13 protein-coding genes are annotated in these 18408 nt (G+C 48.9%); all 13 read right to left on the bottom strand.

Going from position 1 to position 18408, the window contains the following annotated elements; translation table 11 throughout:
* Positions 1 to 224 precede the first annotated feature (224 nt).
* The 13 genes from ACYZTK_RS06380 to acnA all read right to left on the bottom strand — a co-directional run bounded on the left by ACYZTK_RS06380 (position 225) and on the right by acnA (position 18334).
* Positions 225 to 1376, bottom strand: a complete 1152-nt coding sequence (locus tag ACYZTK_RS06380; RefSeq protein WP_462013668.1) for a DUF1972 domain-containing protein — start codon at positions 1374 to 1376, stop codon at positions 225 to 227.
* On the bottom strand, positions 1357 to 2556 hold the full coding sequence (locus ACYZTK_RS06375) for a hypothetical protein (protein ID WP_462013667.1): 1200 nt from the start codon (positions 2554 to 2556) through the stop codon (positions 1357 to 1359). The genes ACYZTK_RS06380 and ACYZTK_RS06375 overlap by 20 nt, the downstream gene beginning before the upstream one ends.
* The gene (locus tag ACYZTK_RS06370; RefSeq protein ID WP_462013666.1) at positions 2553 to 4784 is read right to left on the bottom strand and encodes a CDP-glycerol glycerophosphotransferase family protein; all 2232 of its coding nucleotides are present in this window, start codon (positions 4782 to 4784) and stop codon (positions 2553 to 2555) included. Before ACYZTK_RS06370 ends, ACYZTK_RS06375 begins: the two co-directional genes overlap by 4 nt.
* Before the next feature lie 42 nt (positions 4785 to 4826).
* Complete coding sequence (wecB, locus tag ACYZTK_RS06365; RefSeq protein ID WP_462013665.1) at positions 4827 to 5963, bottom strand: non-hydrolyzing UDP-N-acetylglucosamine 2-epimerase; 1137 nt, start codon at positions 5961 to 5963, stop codon at positions 4827 to 4829.
* Positions 5960 to 7210 (bottom strand): oligosaccharide flippase family protein, encoded by a 1251-nt coding sequence (locus ACYZTK_RS06360; protein WP_462013664.1) that lies wholly within the window; start codon positions 7208 to 7210, stop codon positions 5960 to 5962. Before ACYZTK_RS06360 ends, wecB begins: the two co-directional genes overlap by 4 nt.
* Before the next feature lie 4 nt (positions 7211 to 7214).
* Positions 7215 to 7676: an adenylyltransferase/cytidyltransferase family protein gene (locus ACYZTK_RS06355; RefSeq protein ID WP_462013663.1), complete on the bottom strand. Its 462-nt coding sequence runs from the start codon at positions 7674 to 7676 to the stop codon at positions 7215 to 7217.
* 102 nt (positions 7677 to 7778) lie between these two features.
* Complete coding sequence (locus ACYZTK_RS06350) at positions 7779 to 9170, bottom strand: undecaprenyl-phosphate glucose phosphotransferase (protein ID WP_462013662.1); 1392 nt, start codon at positions 9168 to 9170, stop codon at positions 7779 to 7781.
* Between the two features lie 691 nt (positions 9171 to 9861).
* On the bottom strand, positions 9862 to 10389 hold the full coding sequence (rfaH, locus tag ACYZTK_RS06345) for a transcription/translation regulatory transformer protein RfaH (protein ID WP_462013661.1): 528 nt from the start codon (positions 10387 to 10389) through the stop codon (positions 9862 to 9864).
* Positions 10390 to 10444: 55 nt separating this feature from the next.
* Positions 10445 to 12670 carry a polysaccharide biosynthesis tyrosine autokinase gene (locus ACYZTK_RS06340; RefSeq protein ID WP_462013660.1) on the bottom strand — a complete coding sequence of 742 codons (2226 nt, stop codon included), beginning with the start codon at positions 12668 to 12670 and terminating at the stop codon, positions 10445 to 10447.
* A 24-nt stretch (positions 12671 to 12694) separates the two neighbouring features.
* The gene (locus ACYZTK_RS06335; protein ID WP_462013659.1) at positions 12695 to 13129 is read right to left on the bottom strand and encodes a low molecular weight protein-tyrosine-phosphatase; all 435 of its coding nucleotides are present in this window, start codon (positions 13127 to 13129) and stop codon (positions 12695 to 12697) included.
* A 212-nt stretch (positions 13130 to 13341) separates the two neighbouring features.
* Positions 13342 to 14133: a lysostaphin resistance A-like protein gene (locus ACYZTK_RS06330; protein ID WP_462013658.1), complete on the bottom strand. Its 792-nt coding sequence runs from the start codon at positions 14131 to 14133 to the stop codon at positions 13342 to 13344.
* Between the two features lie 214 nt (positions 14134 to 14347).
* A complete protein-coding gene (locus tag ACYZTK_RS06325; protein ID WP_462013657.1) occupies positions 14348 to 15373 on the bottom strand; it encodes an RHS repeat-associated core domain-containing protein in 1026 nt (341 codons plus the stop codon).
* A 219-nt stretch (positions 15374 to 15592) separates the two neighbouring features.
* Entirely contained in the window at positions 15593 to 18334 is a 2742-nt protein-coding gene (acnA, locus tag ACYZTK_RS06320) for an aconitate hydratase AcnA (RefSeq protein ID WP_462013656.1), read from the bottom strand.
* Positions 18335 to 18408 lie beyond the last annotated feature (74 nt).

Raw genomic sequence — 18408 nt, 5'->3', positions numbered from 1 at the left:
GTATTTTTCAGCGTTTCAGTTCTGGCTGTAGCCTCTGAGGTTCTAATTCAGGAACCGAGAGCGTGATTCATAATCGAGGGCAGATTCTGTGGCTTGTTCAATCACCACGAAAGGTTGTCAAGCCAGCTAATTCCAACAGGATCAGCCTTTCTTCTCTACCATGTTTTTCGCCGGTTTTGGGGCGTTAGCCTTGAAACCAAAGGTCGGCGATCTCGACAAAAATTTTATAAGCTGAAGTCAGGCAACTTGGCCTCGGATATAGGATGCCATTGATTTAACAGCCCTTCGTATTCGTGTAAAACTCTGCCCCACGTGAATCGCTCAAGAAAACGGTTAGAACTGCCTATTTTCATTTTTTCAACAGCTATGTCGTCCGTCAATAACTTATCGAATAAGCTAGCGCAGCTAGACTCATCTTCGAAGTAGGCCGCTGCAGGCCCAGCCACCCAGCGGTTAAAATGATTGTCATGCGCGATAACCGCGCAACCGGCCCCGAGTGCTTCAACTAAAGAAGGATTGGTTCCTCCCACACGATGACCGTGCAGATAAAAACGGCAGAAGAATCGCAAAGCTTCAACTACCTGCGTTTGGTATATGGCCCCAGGGAAGATGACCTCGTTGCTAGCAGAATTAATGACCTGGCGATGAAAGATGTTGGTGTCTGGCGTGAAGTTGCCAAGTACGACAAGTTTTTGATTGCGCGGTGATTTGCTGAACGCTCTAACCATTTCAAGAAACGAGTTCTCAGGCTCGGGACGGGCAATGATCACTGAATATTGTCGAGGTTGAATACCATACGGTTTAAGAAGATCGGGATCTGCCGCAGTTACCTCGTCTCCCCCATATGGGATCATAGTTATTTTGTTTTCATTAACTCGAGTGGATAAGTGTTCCATAATTTTTGGATGGTCGGCAATCAAATGATTTCCAAACCAACAGCCTGCACGCTCATTCAACCAAAACCATGTTTTGGCAAATTTACCCCATTTGTCGCGTCGCCACTCGATGCCATCCATGTTGATGACATTTGTCTGGCCTTTAATTCGCTGCATTATATTAAAAATTGCGGTGTTGTAACCAAGGGTAAGAAACAATCCATTTTGCGTTAGAGCATGCTGAGTGGCTTTCCAGTCAAAAACAACCGTACCTGCAGCACCATCCCGACTTACAGGGATATGTATTCTTCTAACGTTATTCCAAAAGCTTTCTGATATCGCGCCAGTGCCTTCCTCTTGACAATAGACCGTTACGTCCCAATCGCGCGACGCAAGGTATAGAGAGATTTTTTCTGCAAATGTTTCAAATCCACCATGTTGGGCGGGAATGCCGCGTGTGCCTAGTATGAACAGACGTTTTTTACTTGTATTCAACTGCATATTTTTTTGCTCTGCAATACATTCCGATTGTGAGAAGTGGGTAAGCTATGCTCATCAAGTTGAAAGCGTTTTCCGATAGCGCCGATACAATCAACTGGGCGAGAATGATTTTAGACAAATAATGTTTGAGTCCTAATCGAGAAATCATCGCGACAAAAGGTAACATCCATAGGATGAAACCAATCAGTCCAAGTTGGCCTAACAGACTACCCCAAAAAGAGTCCCCAACACCTTGAGCAATTTGGCCAGAGGTATTGAACATCGCGCTATAGTTTCCGAAAGTCGAAAGGCCGTGACCAAAAGCGGTTATATGAGAAAATACGCCGATAAATCCGTTTAAATGTATCATGAATCCGGCATGGCTTTGGGCGTAGATAAAAATCGCGGGAATAGCCATTAATAGAGCTATGAGTTTTAATGTAATGCTGCCGCGAGAATTTAAGGCTACTGTTACTAAGAAAAGTTCCAGCCATGCTCCCTTGGAAAGAGTTAATGCCAAGCATAAAAAAAGGATTAATAGTAAGCCAACCATTCTAGACTTTTTAATCGTGATATTTGTGTCGTACATTACTACGCATATAAAGAAAACGAGCGTATGTCCAAGGTTTATTGGGTCCAAAAAAGAAGAGACCATTCGGGGAATACCGTTCGGGAGCTCCATCCAACCCATGATGCTGATTGGTTCGATAAAAAAAATCGGGTAACCATATTCAAACACAGGTATTTTTTTTGATATGAAAAAACGAGATATGTCTATTAGCGTCCATAAATGCAATAGTCGTTCAAAAACTCCGAACGCGCACATGATCAATGCGATTGACACGAGCGTTTTTAGAGCGGCCTGATAGTCTGAATATTTATTGATACTGATATATCCGACCGCAAAAATTATGAACGGCATTATCAGCTGTCTGATAGATGCAATTTTTGCAAAGTCCTCTGCAGGGCTGATTGCGTAAGAGTAAAGTATCAAAATAGGAAGGGCAAAAATTACGGAGATTATTATGGGGTTGTTTTGAACTCTTATTTTCCGTGCACTTAACGCGAGTACTGCGATAATCGCCCCATCTTTCAAATACACCCAATCGATTGAAGGCGCTACTGAGTACAGCAGCGCAATCAGCAAGCTTGACCACGCTAAGTAATACATCAGTATTTTCGTATTTGAAATTGGACTCATGTTTCACGGGCTCGAATGGAAATTTTTTCGTAATAAGCAGAGTAGTGGGCATCCCAATAACTTTTCGCTGGTTCCTCATTAAAGGGAAGCAGTCTGAGAAGCTCCTCAATTTTTTTTAGCGAAAGTTCAAAGTTATTGTTGGAAAAGTCAGAGGCATCTAAGGAAATTCCGGTTTTCATTGACGCGATTTCAATTGCATGTGGGATGATACTTGAGATTATTATTGGCTTTCTGAAATAAATGTGTTCATAAAATTTATTCGGTGCCGCGTATCGATGCAACTCTTTTTCTGGGGAGTAGTACGCCCAAGTAATATCTATTTTATCGTAAAGTTTAGGTAATGAAGCGTGATTGAATGGGCCTAGGAACTGAATGTTTTCGTGTTTTTTAGATAGTTCTGCTATTGCTGGAGACATCGCTCCTTGACCTGCGATAATGAGATTTATAAAGTTAATGTTTTTAATAGAAAATTCGATTAGCCATTCCAGCCCTCTAGTTTCTGAATCGAGAGTACCAAAATATCCAACATTCGTTTTTTTTCTATGGGGTGGCTCAGTATCTAATTGAGTTGGCTTCGCATCAGACTCGTATAGTGGTACATTTTCTATAATAAAGTCGTTGGCGAATGGCTTGAAACCTATAATACGATCCTTATAAAAATCGAGTCGGCATGGGTGAGGTACGATTACCTTGCTAGAATTTTTAGCAAAAAAATATTCGAGCCTGTCAAAAAGAACTTCAACTTTCGGGCTGTTAGCTTTGGTTTGGGAACAGGGGTCGACGATATCAAAGTATATTCTGACTCCCTTTAGTTTCGCGAAAAAAAAGCCAATAATTATAGTCTCAAGATCCATAAAGATAACAGTGTCATTTTTTTTTGCGGATACAATTATTTTTAGCGGCACCCATACAATATACATCAGAAAGAATATTTTCTTTAATCTTCCCTGTCTTTTAATTGGGAATGACTGGGATTTATCTGTGGATAATCCATCTAGCTCCCAGGTGTATGTATTTTCTGGCTTTACGCCGAATACTGAAGCATTTCGAGAGGTTCTAGAGTCAGCACTAAGCGGTAAACTACGGAATATGAAGCGGCTCATGCGGTCTCCTCGATATTCGATATTCGATATCGTAAGATTGTTTTTTATCAAAAAATTTTCAACGTTGAGGCATGCACCATTTTTTCCAAACTCATAATATTGATATTGTTTTTCTTCGGATATGAGTTTTGTTAAAGTGTCTAGTGTTTCGCAATATTCAAATGGAAGTTCTTCAAGTTTGAAATATAAGCCGCCTCGGGAAATCTCATACTGCTCTCTGTCAGGGCAGAATAGAATTATTTTCTTATTTGTCGATGCGTAGTCAAACGCGACTGACGAATAGTCGGTGATTAGCATGTTCGTAACTTGCAAGATATCTTGGATATCTTCAATTTTATTTGCGTTAATTACATTCTGTGTGTAAAAGCTATCTGGAATTCCTGACTGGTCAAATGGGTGTAACCTAATTGCCAGAGTCTTTTGAGGGAAATAGGTTTGGAATATCTTTTTTATAGCTTCACATTGAAAAGTTATGTTGGTACTTGCTTCTCTGAACGTAGGTGCATAAAGGACGATATCCGAATCGAAACATACACCCAGCAGTTGGAACACCTTTAATCGTGTTTCGTGTTTCGGATTGTATAGAATATCGTTTCTAGGTAATCCAGTAAGAAGTATTTTTTCAGATCCGAATGAGAGAGCAGAGCGAAATGCTTCTGAAAAGAAATCACTCTGCACCGTAATGTAATCCCATTTTTTATATGGATCTTTAGATGGTAGCCATCTGTATTTTTTCAGCCAGGCTAGGTCTACCGGAGAGTCGAAGCCCATTTTTTTTATCGGCGAACCATGCCATAAGTTTATTTTCTTTATCCTGCTTGGTATATATGTCGCTATATCTCTCGATGAGTGTGTGAAGCAAACTGCACTGCAATTTTTCAGCAAGCTGAAGTGCATTCTGCTTCCGAACTTAACTCCTTCTGTGCATGCATCACTGTCTGTAACATAAAATACTCGGTGCCCCCGGTTTCTCATGTGCTCGTATAGGTATTTGCTGTTGTCGCAGTATTTATTATTAAGTGCAGTGAAAATAATTGATTTTTCCAGCGTTGTGTTTTTTTTGCTCGTGCTGACGCCGATAAAAAATTTAAGATATGAGAGAGCTTTCTTAACGAGGCTGTTCATCTGTTTTCCGCGCGGTAGCTTCTTAATATTAGAAAATCTTTATTAGTCACTACTGGTTTTGAGCGTAGAGTAAAGCGAATTTATTATTCTTTGGGAAGCTTTTCCATCGCCATAAGGATTATGAGCATAACTCATCTTTTGATAAGCTTCGGTATCGATAAGTAAGCGATTGATCTCACAGACGATCGTTTCAGTACTTGTACCGACAAGCTTTACCGTCCCTGCCGAAATCGCTTCTGGCCTTTCGGTAGTCTCTCTCATTACCAGCACTGGTTTACCGAGTGAAGGCGCCTCCTCTTGAATTCCACCTGAATCTGTGAGGATTATGTGGGCCCGAGTCATCAGATGCACGAAAGGTAAATAGTCTAGCGGTTCAATCAAGTGAATATTCCCGATGTCATTGAGTAACCGATTTACTGGTTCGCGAACATTGGGATTCAAGTGCACAGGATATACGATATCGACATCTGGATGCAGTTTTGCAATCTGAATAAGTGCGTGGCAAATGCGGTCGAAGCCGTCGCCAAAGCTTTCGCGCCGATGGCCAGTAACCAGTATGATTTTTCGGGTTATCTCTAGAAACGCCGTTGGCTTCGCTGCTAGCGATCGTAACTCTGTATTTGCCTCCAGCCGAACCGTAACATCTAACAACGCATCGATGACTGTGTTCCCAGTAACTAAGATATTTTCTGAGGAAACATTTTCCCGTATCAGATTTGCCTTTGAGTTTTCAGTCGGCGCAAAGTGCAGGTTAGCAAGCGCAGCGGTAAGCTTCCGATTACCCTCTTCCGGCCATGGAGAATAAATGTTTCCAGTCCGTAAACCAGCTTCCACGTGAGCTACTGGAATCTGAAGATAATATGCTGCAAGGCTAGCGGCAAAGGTAGTCGCTGTGTCTCCATGTACCAGCACAACATCTGGTCGGTATTCAAAGAATACTGTCTTCAAACCCTGAAGAATGGCGGTTGTAACGTCCGTTAAGTCTTGGCCAGATTTCATTATATCGAGATCAAAATCTGGTTGTATTTCAAAAAGATCGAGCACTTGATCCAACATTTCCCTGTGTTGACCAGTTACACAGACTTTAGCTTCGAAGCGTCCATCTGCCGCCAGAGCGAGAGCTAAGGGGGCCATTTTTATCGCTTCAGGCCGAGTGCCAAAAATACAGAGAGTTTTCATAGTGATTCTTTAATGAGTATTCTGGAGTGGTAAATGTCTATCGAGCATTTGGCGCGGAATACTAGAACCATGATCTCGACTATTAGTACGGATAATGCGATTTGCCAAGCCTGATGGAATTCTAAGAAATAGCACGCTGTTAATAAAGCAACTTGTGCTAAACCTGCCCACATCACGCTGACGTTTGCGGCTCTGGAGTTTCCAAGAGCGCCTAGAAACGGGTATCCCAAAAGTACGGACGGAGTAGTAACAACAAACGTGAGCATGAAAATCACAAGAACGGTATAACTCGCAGAGAACTCTTGACCAAAGATTAACTCAATAGCCCAAGGCCCTAACAAAATTCCACCTATGAGTCCTGCGAAACCTAGAAAAATAACCGCCTTAAAAATTCTAAAAAATAATGCAAAATTCTGGTGTTTAGCCATATGAGGGTATAGCGCTTGAGATACGGGAGAAAATAAAGACTGAGCACCTTTATAGAGTTGCTCTGCTGCAGAGTAGTAGGCAACTTGTATAGGCGAGGATACTAAACCGAGAAAAAATGCGCCGCCTGCTGTGTATGTCGCAACTGCTGCACGTGCCCAGAAAAATTCGGAGGAATCCCTGAATGTCTTCTTTACAATGCCCCATCCGCACCATTGTGGCCAATAACCAACTCGTAACATCATAGCAATGCCCATGGCTGCGGCGACGACACTGCTGATACCGTTTGCAATTGCAACCCAGTAATAATCTTCTGGTCCAGATACCCAATACACTACTAATCCCAAATAGAGCGTGCGGGATAGCACTGTGTATATCGTGATGAAGGTCATTCTTTCAATGCCCTGGAAAAACCAAATTGGTTGAAATGTTTGTCCTATTACGGGCAGGATCAGCAGCCATAAGAAAGTCTCATAATCTTGATATTTGTCTTGGAGCGAAATGAATGCGATAACTAGGCATAATACCGGTATAAGCAATCCCAGCTTGCACATAAAAACTGCACTTATTATTTTTCGAAGCGCAGGCTTATCTGACTGCTGTTTTGCTATTTGATATGTCGCGGATAGCCCGAATCCAAAATCTGTGAACACGCACGCTATCTGGACCATTGCGAGGCCGAATGCAATAATGCCGTAAAGTGGTGCTCCAAGTGTATGCGTTAGATACGGGATTAAAAGAAATGGAAGAATATAATTCGCAATCTGGATGGCGAAAAGCGCTCCAGTATTGCTAAATAGTGTCCGAGATTGGCTCGCCATTTTATTATTCGAATCGATCAACTATTGATGAAATTAAATCTAGCGCTTGTTTTAGGTCGGCTACATGCGAGCGATCAAGAATTTTTAATAATTGTTTCACATCGGTACTAGATATATTAGGTGTACGTGGAAGGTAGACAACGTCGCAGTGCTGTCGCAGTTCGTCAAATTTACCCTCCCAGTCGTGCCCCATGCCAAAAATTGAAACTCCATAATGCCTGATGTCGATAGTTTTTTGTTCCCAGCTTGATTCGGGAATGGCTAAGTCGACACATTTGATGTTACGAACGATTTCGATCCTGTCTTCAAAAGGAACTATCGTTTGCTTTTTTTTTCCTGCGTTGAACTCGTCTGTAGACACCGCAACAATCAAATAGTCACCCAGCTCTTTGAGTCGCTTAAGTAAATTCAAGTGCCCGATGTGAAATAGGTCAAATGTTCCATAGGTTAGTACTATTTTCTTCATGCTGTTTGTCTGCGAGTGTTGGATTAATATAGATGGCGGTAGCAAAAATATTGCGGTTGACTTCATGGGTCGAACTGTCGACGGGTGGAAATGTTTAAGGGGTCAATATATATCTTTAGAGAGGAGAGTGAATGGTGTTTTTATTAGTATTTTAATATCAAGCCAGAGGGACCAGTTGTTTATATACGCTAGGTCTAGTTCGACTCGTTTTTCCATTTTTTCAATTGTTTCAGTCTCTCCTCTGCACCCGCTTATTTGAGCTAGCCCAGTGATGCCTGGTTTAATTCTATGCCGAGCCATATAAGCATCAATTTTTCCCGTGTAGTAGTTATTGTGGGCGACCGCGTGAGGGCGAGGTCCAACTAATGACATACGCCCCTGGAGCGCATTGAACAATTGAGGTAGTTCGTCGATTGACGTGCGACGTATGAACTGACCTACACGAGTAATGCGAGGATCATCTCTTTTAGCTTGCTTAACTTGTCTATCATCGTGAATGCGCATGGAACGGAATTTCCATACTTTAATAATCTTGCCGTTCCAGCCATGTCGTTTTTGCTTAAATAAGACGGGACCAGGTGATGAAAGCTTTACTGCTACAGCTGTCGCCAGCAGCACAGGGCTAAGAGCTATGATTGCGAGTAATGCACCTACACGATCTAACATTGCTTTGGAGAGGGCTGCTGTAGGATAAGAAGTAAGGGGACTTTCGTTGAGGTGAATCGCGGGCAATCCCTCAATTTCCGACACGGAATGGTTGAGCAGAATAAGACTCTGCAGATCAGGGATCCATATGACGTCTACACTCGAATCTAGCATGTCAATGTAGAGACTTTCGATTTGTTCTGCTTCAGTTAAAGGTAGGGCGATGTAGAGGCGACGTATGCGATGGACTGAAATTAGATCTCTCAAGTGAGCCAAATTTCCAATCACAGGATAAGATGAACCCTCTTTTATAGGATGATCGTGTGCAGCCACTAATCCAATCAATGGTTCATTTTTTTGACGGGTCAATTTGTCGGCAAGATCAAGCGCTAGGTCGCCTGTTCCCACAATCAATGATGTGCGGGCAGCTTGCAACCTATGTTGATAGCGCTGCGAGAGATTATGAAGTGGTATATACAAACAAGCTTGGATAGCGAAGCCTGCTAGGGCGAGAGTTATAATCACCTCGCGAGAGTACATTTCACTCGTTTTGGTAATAAAAGCCATAACAACCAAGCCTGAGAGCAGAGTTACCCATCCAGCTAGCAATCTCCCCAAGCCAACTAAATATCCATGTTGTTTATGGTAGACCTGCATCATGGAATAAGCGGGTACTGACCCTAGCATAATCAGTATTGCGAGCATGCGATATGGGGTATCAACTTCGCCAGTTTTGATCACTGCTAGAGCGCAGAGAAGTAGAGTGAGCACCGAGATTGCCGCAGCCCATTGTGCCCAAAATGTGAGTCCACGATTTGCTGGCATTGTTGTGTTGCGCTTGCGAATCAAGATTATGTCCCTTGCGTCGAAATGGGCACAGGCATCCAAAACTGTGCCCGCTGTACGGAGTGTCTTCCCCGTGCAACTGGATTACTGTTCCGTTGTTGCTCCGCACGGTCCTGTCGCGTCGTATCCCCAACCAGTTAGAGGTAAGCGCTTGCCTTGGTCAATATCAAGGTTTTGGGCACGCTACCGCCCCAGGATTGACAGTTGGATTCCTGAGAACGTGCGCCGAGGGTGCGACGTGAGCCGTATGCGCAAACGCTGGCAATTTTTAGGGTCGAGGACAAATCAGGCAGGCCGAGTCTACGCTCGGTAAATGGCAAGCAGAGGAGATGAGTCTTTCCTTGACTGCTGCACAACGCTATGGCTGTGCAATGGCATCCTGCCGAGATGAGATGTTACCCCAGCCGACGGCACATTTTACTGAATTGCTGGGAAAAGTGAAGGCAAATACACCTTTGTGTGACAGATAGTGTATTCGGTTTGGTCTTTCGAGAGGCGGCCCACTGACAGGATCCACACGGTGACAGCGAAGATAGTATTTTGGTGAGATAATTGCGCATCGAATAGGGGGATGGTGTCGCGCGGGACGTTCGTCGCGTTTTCCACGAATGATTTGGCTTGGCGCCGTTCATAAAAGATTATGTCGTGAGCTGGATATTCATTCATTCACTTCGACTAGTGGGGAGAGCTTGTGCTATTTTTCAGGCGAAAGAGTTTGGGCGTTTTCAATTGCCGTGATTGGGACACTTAGGATGTGTTCGCGGTGTAGAAGCTGTAGGAGGATGACGATGCGTTCGGTGCCGTCTCTCGATAGTACGATGGCTTCGAGTTCTTTGTAGCTGCCGCTGTTTAAGCGCACGCGATCGCCGGGTTCGATAGTTTTAGGAGCTTGCTGTTTTTCGGCCAGATGCTGCTTTAGTTGTTCGATCAATTCGTCTGCGACAGCGATCGGTTGCGTGCCGAACGTGACCAGCTGATTAACTCCGCGAGTCGAGCGGATCGGGTGCCAGTTGTCGTTGAGTTGGTCAAGTTGGATGAACAGATAACCAGGGAACAGTGAATCCTGAGTAGTGGTGCGACGGCCGCGTAAGAAGCGTTCAACTGTTTGAATAGGACGATAACACTTGAAGCCTTGGCGCATGAGATTTTCCTCGGCTCGTGAGTCTTGTCGAGGCTTGCACTGGATCAGGTACCAGCGGGGCGGTGGGTGCTGGGGGGGCATGCGAAGGGCTCTCTTGGGTAGACCAAGGCAGCAGTGCCGCCCTGGTTTGCCGATGTTATTTGTCGGAAGCGTAATCGTACTGGTAGTAGCTGTAGTTGCCGTAGCCGTAGGCGGAAGCTTTGCGCTCCACGGCGTTAAAAATAGCGCCCTTTACAATGATGCCATTTTGTTCAAATCGACGCTTCGTTATTTGAATCTCTTTAGCAGCGTTGACGCCAAAACGCGTAACGATCAAGCTCGTTCCTGCTTGACGGCCGACCAGAGCTGCATCGGTCACCGCCAGTATAGGTGGAGTGTCAATAATTACCAGGTCATATTGGCTGCTTACTTGCTCCAAAAACTGGGTGAAATTACTGTGCATCAACAGTTCCGACGGATTCGGTGGGATCTGTCCGCGAGTAATGATGCTGAGGTTTTCCACCTCGGTAGAATGCGTCGACGTTTTCAGATCAACTTTTCCTGCTAAAAGATCGGATAAGCCGTTGTTCACATCCTTGCGGAAAAGCTTATTCAAGTATCCTTTGCGCATGTCGGCGTCGACTAGTAATACACGTTGTCCTGTTTGCGCGATGATTGCTGCAAGGTTACATGATACGAAGGATTTACCTACAGCCGGGCTTGGTCCGGAGATCATAAGGATATTGTTTTTCGCTTCTAGCGTAGCGAAATGCAGGCTGGTGCGCAGACTCCGCAATGATTCAACAGCCAGATCTGCGGGATTGTTCACGGCAAGTAGTAGGGAACCTTTACTATCACGACTATTACCTTTCAGACTGGCTTCAATCAGAGATTGGCCTTTGCTTAGCGGAATAGACGCGTATACAGGAATTCCAAGTTGTTCAATAATTTCTGGGTCTTCGACGCCTCGATTCATCGCTTTTCGAATCAAGACGTAACCCACGGCTATTAACAGCCCAAGCATTGTGGCAATTAAAACTATCAGTGGTTTTTTCGGTTTAACCGGCTTTTCTACGTTGGCGTCTGCAGCGTCAATAATTCTAACGTTCCCCACGGTGCCGGCACGGAGAATGTCTAACTCTTGGGTTTTGTTCAGTAGTTGAGTGTAGATTTGTGTCGTAACTTGCATGTCGCGAGCCAGTCGCAGTAGTTCTTGTTGGGTTTCGGGTAGGTTTTGAACCTTTTTTTCTAACGAGCGTTTTTGACCGGCTAACTGGGACATTTGAGTCATTAATGCCTGATAGGCAGGATGCTCTCGTGTGAAGCGGTGTTCCATTTCTGCTTGTTTTAGCTTCAACTCTGATATCAATGTTTCTAATGCGACAATTTGATCCAGTACAGCTTTGGTTTCAATCGTTATATCAACCGATCGAGTGCTAGTTTGATAATTGTTTAATTGGTCCTCAGCTTTTTCGAGCTGTTTTCGAACATCGGGTAGTTGTGTTCTAAGAAATTCTAAGCTCTGAGCCGCTTCCGCGGAGTTACGCTGCACATTTTGAAGGACGTAGAGCCTGCTAACTTCGTCTAGGATCTTGTTGGCAAGTTTTGGATCTTCATCTTCCAGCGACAGAGAAATTATGCCTGACTCTTTTCCTTTCTCGCCTGCTATTACATCATCTTGATACTGCAGGATAGTACTCAGGCGACGCTGCTTGGTCACATAAAACAATGCACCGGGATTAGCGCTCAAAACCGATATTTGAATTTTAAAACCGTTCTGCTCAATTTTTTCGCCGATTTTACCTGTCGCGAGTGTCTCATTGTCATTGATCAGAGAGAAAGCTCCAGCGCTTTCTGAACGAAGCGTAAGTTTTTCACCCAAATATGCTTCAGGTACACTAAGTTGGAAGATTTCTATTTTCTCCCCACCCCAAGTGTAGCTGTCCAAACCTAGCAAGGGAGTGGCCGGATCTTTCGATGATTGAAATCGCCGACTAAGGGCGTGGCCAATTATTGGAAAGTAGTTGGGCTCTACAATGATGTCTAGCTTAAGGTTTTCAACTGCCTTTCCGATAATGGCCCGTGATTTAAGTAATTCAATCTCTGTCACGGCCGCGGATGTTCCACCAAACATCTCGCTCATTTCGCCCATGCCACCCAGTGCGGCCATCCCACCTTTCTTCTCTTCGACTTGGACGAGGGCGTTTGCCTGATAAATTGGTGTTGCTAGCAGTGCATACAGAACGCCCACGGCGAAAAAAAATGCGGTAATTCCGATGATGATCCATTTGCTATCGATCAACGTGCCGAATAGCGCAAGTAGATTGACTTCATCGTCGTCTTCGCGGTGTTCCTGAACTGGGAGGCTGTTTGGGCTCGTCATGCGGGGTACTTTTACAAGAGGTGATTATAGTTTTTGCGACCAGCTGTCGACGCCTTGCGTCATCAGCTGGTAGACGTGTTCGAATGCGACTTTCTGCTGGCGGTGCGGGTCGGGGATTTCCTGGTTGTTCTGCCACTTGCCGACCAGGAAGGTCTTGCCGCGTACTTCCGGGGCCATTCGCGCGATGCTGTCTACATGGCGTTGTTCCATGGTCAGTATTACATCGGCCTGTTGCAGCATTTCTCGAGTCAATTGCCGAGCTTTGTGGTCTGGCAGGTCGCCGCCGTGTTCGCGCAGGACTTCCAGCGCGGTGGCGTCTACGGGTTTGTCCACGAGGGCGCCGAGGCCCGCTGAGCTTACGTCGATGCCGCGATGGGCCAGCTTGCTTTTAAGCAGGGCTTCTACGGTGGGGCTGCGGCAGATGTTGCCGATGCAAACGACCAGGATTTTATTGAACATAGGGCTGCGCAGGTTACGGGATCGAGTGTGATGACCGCACGGGCAGCAGGAGGAGGGGGATGGAAGTCCTTTCCAGCGCAACAGTACGGCCTTCTCCGGTGCATTACTGCTGCCGGGGCCATTTTAAAAGCGTGCACTCTAGTGGCGTAGGGGGGGAGGGTCAAGGTTCAGTTGAACTTTCTGTCATACGGGCGTTTGCTTGGTCCCTGTTGCTATCCCGCCAGCATTGGGTAGGTGAACAGCCCGAAGTGCAGCAGGTTTAACCCGAAATGCGTGGCCATCGCAGCGGCCAGTCCGCCGAAGCGGTAGGCCAGGCCGTAGCCGATGCCGGCGAGGGTTGCCAGCAGGACCCACTGCCAGCCGGCGCCCCAGTGGGCTAGACCGAAAACTGTTGCGGCGAGTAACAGGGCGAGGTTTTCGCCGTAGGGCAGGTGTTTGAGTCTTTGGGTCAGGCCGCCTTGTATATAGCCGCGGAACAGGGCTTCTTCGACCAGGGTGACTAGTAGCAGGTTGTTGATGAGCCAGATGCGGGCGACGTCGGGCCACTTTGGGGACCATTCGATGATGCCCAGGAGCCAGGCGCTGGCGAATGTGGCTAGTGCAGTGAGCGGCAGGGCGATGGCGCTGATTTTCAGGGTTTGGCTGAATGAGCGCTGGGCGATGATCCATGGGCAGGCGAGCAGGAGCCAGAAGCCGAGCAGCGGTTTGTCGAGATTGAGGTACATGGAAAACGGGACGGCGTTTTCGCTGAAGCGTTGGGGCTCTATGGCTTGGGCGTTGTGGAAGCCTGGCAGGTAGTGCAGGGCCAGGGCTAGCGCGAGGAGGACGAACAGGCTGTGGCCTAGGTAGCGGGCGTAGCGGTGGTTTTGTGGTTGGACGGCGAGGCCGGCGAGCAGGAGCAGGGTGATGGGGATGCTGGCCTGGAGGGACAGTTGACCGTAGGTGAGCGCCAGGACGTAGCCGGCGGTGAGCATGGTGAGGTACGGCCAGGGTAGGCGGAGCATTGGGTCATCCTTGGTTGGGGCGTGATTCGGTGGGGCAATTTAGGCAGATGCGGGGCGGGATCGGCAATGGATCCGGCAGATTTAGTTGTTTTTAAAAGTGTTCGGGCTTGGTGGGGTATTGTTTAACTGGCGTTCTGCAGCCATGGTGTTCACCCTACAAATGCGGTTCGGGGGTTCCATCCCAGGCAATAACGACGATAGGTTCTTAAGCGCGTTATTCCGGGACGGATTGTCGAAATTGGGCAATAGGGCGTATTTTCACTTCACCTAGAAACTCCCCATCTATTTTATCAAATCGCTGAATGTGCTCAGAGCCCAGACGTATGCGACGCACTGGTAGTTTGGGAAGTTTCTCTGTTGCGTTCTTTTTGTTATGAAACTCCATCAGTTTTTTTTTATTATTTATTCTTTCAGTTTTGTAATCCATGTAATTGAAAGATGCCGTAGGGCCGGCGTACCGTTGCGCAGCTGTCGTTTTAATGTCATCGATCAGTGTTACCGCCTCCTCCTCATGAAGCAATGTCGACGCGTTTGAAAGCGTGTTGCTTCTGGTCTTCGAGGTGAAATGAGGAAAATCAAAAAGCTTCCTCTGAATCGGCGTTTCGGGCTCCACGGCTGCTACTCCAGCGGTATCTTCAGATGTAATAAGAGGCGCTTTGCGAGATCTGGGAGGTACAGGGGGCCTGTTCACGCGGAGAATTGACTTGAGGCCATGCCCGGATGGATCGCGATTGTTAATCGGATCCCCCGCGCAATATGCATAGGCATTCAACCCACCAGCCCCGAACGGACTCCAGCTGTCCGGGCCGTTGAACCGCATCAGCACTGGGTTGTACTCGCGATACCCATTCCCAAGATGATAGTAACCGGTCACCGGGTCCATGGTTTCGCCGTTGAAGCCGAGCAGGTCGAGCACACCGTTCGTTAGTGGACGATGGCCGTAGGGCGTGTATGCAAAGACGTAAGGCAAGTTGCCATGGATTGCGTGGTGTAACGATCGTTGCAGATCCGTTAACAGCAGGGCGGTGGAGGTCGCTGCGCCATCTCGGTGGTGCTGCGCCAATAGCTGGTCTTCGTGTTGCAAGATGCTGCGGTGGGTGGTGCCTTGTATCTCGGTGGAGAGGCGCGTCTTGCAGTAATAGCGCTGGATGTAGGGCTGTTCGGAGGGGGAGCAATGGGTCAGGCGGTCGAGTGGGTCGTAGGTGTAGCGAGCCAGGATCAAGTGGGCGTTAGTTGGCATTTGAGGTGATCCCGAGGCGCTGGAAATCGTGGGCCTAGGATCGTTGGATTCGCAGGTTCTGCCTACTATCAGAAGTGTTAGGTATTTTGGGGTTGCGGTCGCGGGTGGGTGCATTTGCTGAGGGGATTTAGTGGCTGATGGACCGCTATCGCGAGCAGGCTCGCTCCTACAGGGGGGGGGGTTGGGGTGTTGGGGGGATTTTTGGTCCCCCCGACTGGATTACGAGGCTATTAGTTGGCGCAGTACGTAGTGCAGGATGCCGCCGGATTTGAAGTATTCGACTTCGTTTAGTGTGTCGATGCGGCACAAGACTTCGATTTTTTCGCGGCTGCCGTCTTCTCGGGTGATGACCAGGGTCAGGTTCATCCGGGGTGTCAGCTCGATGCCAGTCAGCCCAAGGATATCGATGGTTTCCTTCCCTGTGAGCTTCAGGCTTTTGCGATTCTGATCCAGCTTGAACTGCAACGGCAGTACGCCCATCCCCACCAGGTTAGATCGGTGAATACGCTCAAAGCTCTCGGCAATGACCGCTTTCACGCCCAGCAAGTTGGTCCCTTTGGCCGCCCAGTCACGACTTGAGCCTGTGCCATATTCCTGACCAGCGATAACAACCAGTGGCGTACCAGCCGCCTGATAGCGCATGGCGGCGTCGTAGATCGCGACTTTTTCCCCAGTAGGAATGTAGAGGGTGTTGCCACCTTCTTCCCCACCCAGCATTTCATTACGAATCCGAATGTTGGCAAAGGTGCCCCGCATCATCACTTCATGATTCCCACGGCGTGAGCCGTAGGAGTTGAAGTCCCGAGGATCCACACCCTTGCCACGCAGATATTGGCCAGCAGGGCTGTCGGTCTTGATGTTGCCGGCAGGCGAGATGTGGTCGGTGGTGACGGAGTCGCCGAGCAGGGCGAGGACCCGGGCGCCGGAGACGTCTTTTACAACGGGTGGCGGGCCGCCGATGTCGTCGAAGAACGGTGGGTGCTGGATGTAGGTGGAGTCGTCCTGCCAGACGTAGGTCGCGGCTTGCGGGACTTCGATGGCTTGCCATTGTTCGTCGCCGGCGAAGACTTCGGCGTATTCCTTGTGGAACATGGCGGTGTTGACTTTATTTACCGCGTCGGCGATTTCCTGGGTGCTGGGCCAGATGTCGCGCAGGTAGACCGGGTTGCCGTCCTTGTCGTTGCCCAGGGGTTCGCTGCTGATGTCGGTGCGCACGGTGCCGGCCAGGGCGTAGGCGACGACCAGTGGCGGGGAGGCGAGCCAGTTGGTTTTCACCAAGGGGTGCACGCGGCCTTCGAAGTTGCGGTTGCCGGACAGGACGGAGGCGACGGTGAGGTCGGCTTTCTGGATGGCTTTTTCGATCGGTTCCGGCAGCGGGCCGGAGTTGCCGATGCAGGTGGTGCAGCCGTAGCCGACCAGGGCGAAGCCGAGTTGATCGAGGTATTGGGTGAGGCCTGCGGCTTTGTAGTAGTCGGTGACGACTTTCGAGCCGGGGGCCAGGGAGCTTTTGACCCAGGGTTTGCGCGTGAGGCCTTTTTCCACGGCCTTTTTTGCCACCAGGCCCGCAGCCATCATCACGCTGGGGTTGGAGGTGTTGGTGCAGGAGGTGATGGCGGCGATGACCACGGCGCCGTTTTTCAGGCGGTAGGTGTGGCCGTCGTATTCGTAGTCGGTTTCGCCGACCAGATCGGCGTTGCCCACCGCTACTCCGCCGCCGCCTTCACTTTCCAGGCGACCTTCTTCCTTGCTGGTGGGTTTGAATTGCAGGTCGATGAAGTCGCTGAAGGCCTGGGCGACGTTGGGCAGCGAGACGCGGTCTTGCGGGCGTTTCGGGCCGGCGAGGCTGGCTTCGACGCTGGTCATGTCGAGGGCGAGGCTGTCGGTGAATACCGGTTCCTTGCCCGGCAGGCGCCACAGGCCCTGGGCTTTGCAGTAGGCCTCGACCAGTTTCACGGTTTCTGGCGGGCGGCCGGACAGGCGCAGGTAGTCGAGGGTGACGTCGTCTACCGGGAAGAAGCCGCAGGTGGCGCCGTATTCCGGGGCCATGTTGGCGATGGTCGCGCGGTCGGCCAGGGGCAGGTCGGCGAGGCCGTCGCCGTAGAATTCGACGAATTTGCCGACTACGCCTTTCTTGCGCAGCATCTGGGTGACGGTGAGCACCAGGTCGGTGGCGGTGATGCCTTCCTTGAGCTTGCCGGTGAGTTTGAAGCCGATGACTTCCGGTATCAGCATCGATACTGGCTGGCCGAGCATCGCCGCTTCGGCTTCGATACCGCCGACGCCCCAGCCGAGGACGCCGAGGCCGTTGATCATGGTGGTGTGGGAGTCGGTGCCGACCAGGGTGTCGGGGAAGGCGTAGGTGCGGCCGTCTTCGTCTTTGGTCCAGACGGTGCGGCCGAGGTATTCGAGGTTGACCTGGTGGCAGATGCCGGTGCCCGGCGGCACGACGCTGAAGTTGTCGAAGGCGCTCTGGCCCCAGCGCAGGAAGGCGTAGCGCTCGCCATTGCGCTGCATTTCGATGTCGACGTTCTGTTCGAAGGCGCCGGGGCTGCCGAATTTGTCGACCATCACCGAGTGGTCGATCACCAGGTCGACGGGTGATAGCGGGTTGATCCGTTGCGGGTCGCCGCCGGCCTTGGCCATGGCGGCGCGCATGGCGGCCAGGTCGACTACGGCGGGCACCCCGGTAAAGTCTTGCATCAATACCCGCGCGGGGCGGTACTGGATTTCCCGGTCGGAGCGGCGCTCCTTGAGCCAGGCGGCAATGGCCTTGAGGTCGGCGCCGGTGACGGTTTTTTCATCTTCCCAGCGCAGCAGGTTTTCCAGCAGCACTTTCAACGACATAGGCAGTTTGTCGAGGTCACCGAGGCTTTTTGCAGCGTCGGGCAGACTGAAATAATGGTAGGTCTTGTCGTCGATTTGCAGGGTCTTGAGGGTTTTCAGGCTATCGAGGGACGGCATTACGATCACTCCTTATGATCCGCACGGCTACGGACTGAGGGGACGAACTGAGGTCTAAACCTAGTCCTGTTTGC

It is taken from the genome of Pseudomonas sp. LB3P31 (genome assembly GCF_054897945.1).
Note: the sequence above shows the minus strand (reverse complement) of the source record. Positions and strands in the feature narration are given on the sequence as shown.

Excerpts from the sequence above, each read along its gene's own strand:
- ACYZTK_RS06380 (WP_462013668.1), bottom strand. The coding sequence starts at position 1,376 with ATGCAGTTGAATACAAGTAAAAAACGTCTGTTCATACTAGGCACACGC.
- ACYZTK_RS06375 (WP_462013667.1), bottom strand. The coding sequence starts at position 2,556 with ATGAGTCCAATTTCAAATACGAAAATACTGATGTATTACTTAGCGTGG.
- ACYZTK_RS06370 (WP_462013666.1), bottom strand. The coding sequence starts at position 4,784 with ATGAACAGCCTCGTTAAGAAAGCTCTCTCATATCTTAAATTTTTTATC.
- wecB (WP_462013665.1), bottom strand. The coding sequence starts at position 5,963 with ATGAAAACTCTCTGTATTTTTGGCACTCGGCCTGAAGCGATAAAAATG.
- ACYZTK_RS06360 (WP_462013664.1), bottom strand. The coding sequence starts at position 7,210 with ATGGCGAGCCAATCTCGGACACTATTTAGCAATACTGGAGCGCTTTTC.
- ACYZTK_RS06355 (WP_462013663.1), bottom strand. The coding sequence starts at position 7,676 with ATGAAGAAAATAGTACTAACCTATGGAACATTTGACCTATTTCACATC.
- rfaH (WP_462013661.1), bottom strand. The coding sequence starts at position 10,389 with ATGCCCCCCCAGCACCCACCGCCCCGCTGGTACCTGATCCAGTGCAAG.
- ACYZTK_RS06340 (WP_462013660.1), bottom strand. The coding sequence starts at position 12,670 with ATGACGAGCCCAAACAGCCTCCCAGTTCAGGAACACCGCGAAGACGAC.
- ACYZTK_RS06335 (WP_462013659.1), bottom strand. The coding sequence starts at position 13,129 with ATGTTCAATAAAATCCTGGTCGTTTGCATCGGCAACATCTGCCGCAGC.
- ACYZTK_RS06330 (WP_462013658.1), bottom strand. The coding sequence starts at position 14,133 with ATGCTCCGCCTACCCTGGCCGTACCTCACCATGCTCACCGCCGGCTAC.
- ACYZTK_RS06325 (WP_462013657.1), bottom strand. The coding sequence starts at position 15,373 with ATGCCAACTAACGCCCACTTGATCCTGGCTCGCTACACCTACGACCCA.
- acnA (WP_462013656.1), bottom strand. The coding sequence starts at position 18,334 with ATGCCGTCCCTCGATAGCCTGAAAACCCTCAAGACCCTGCAAATCGAC.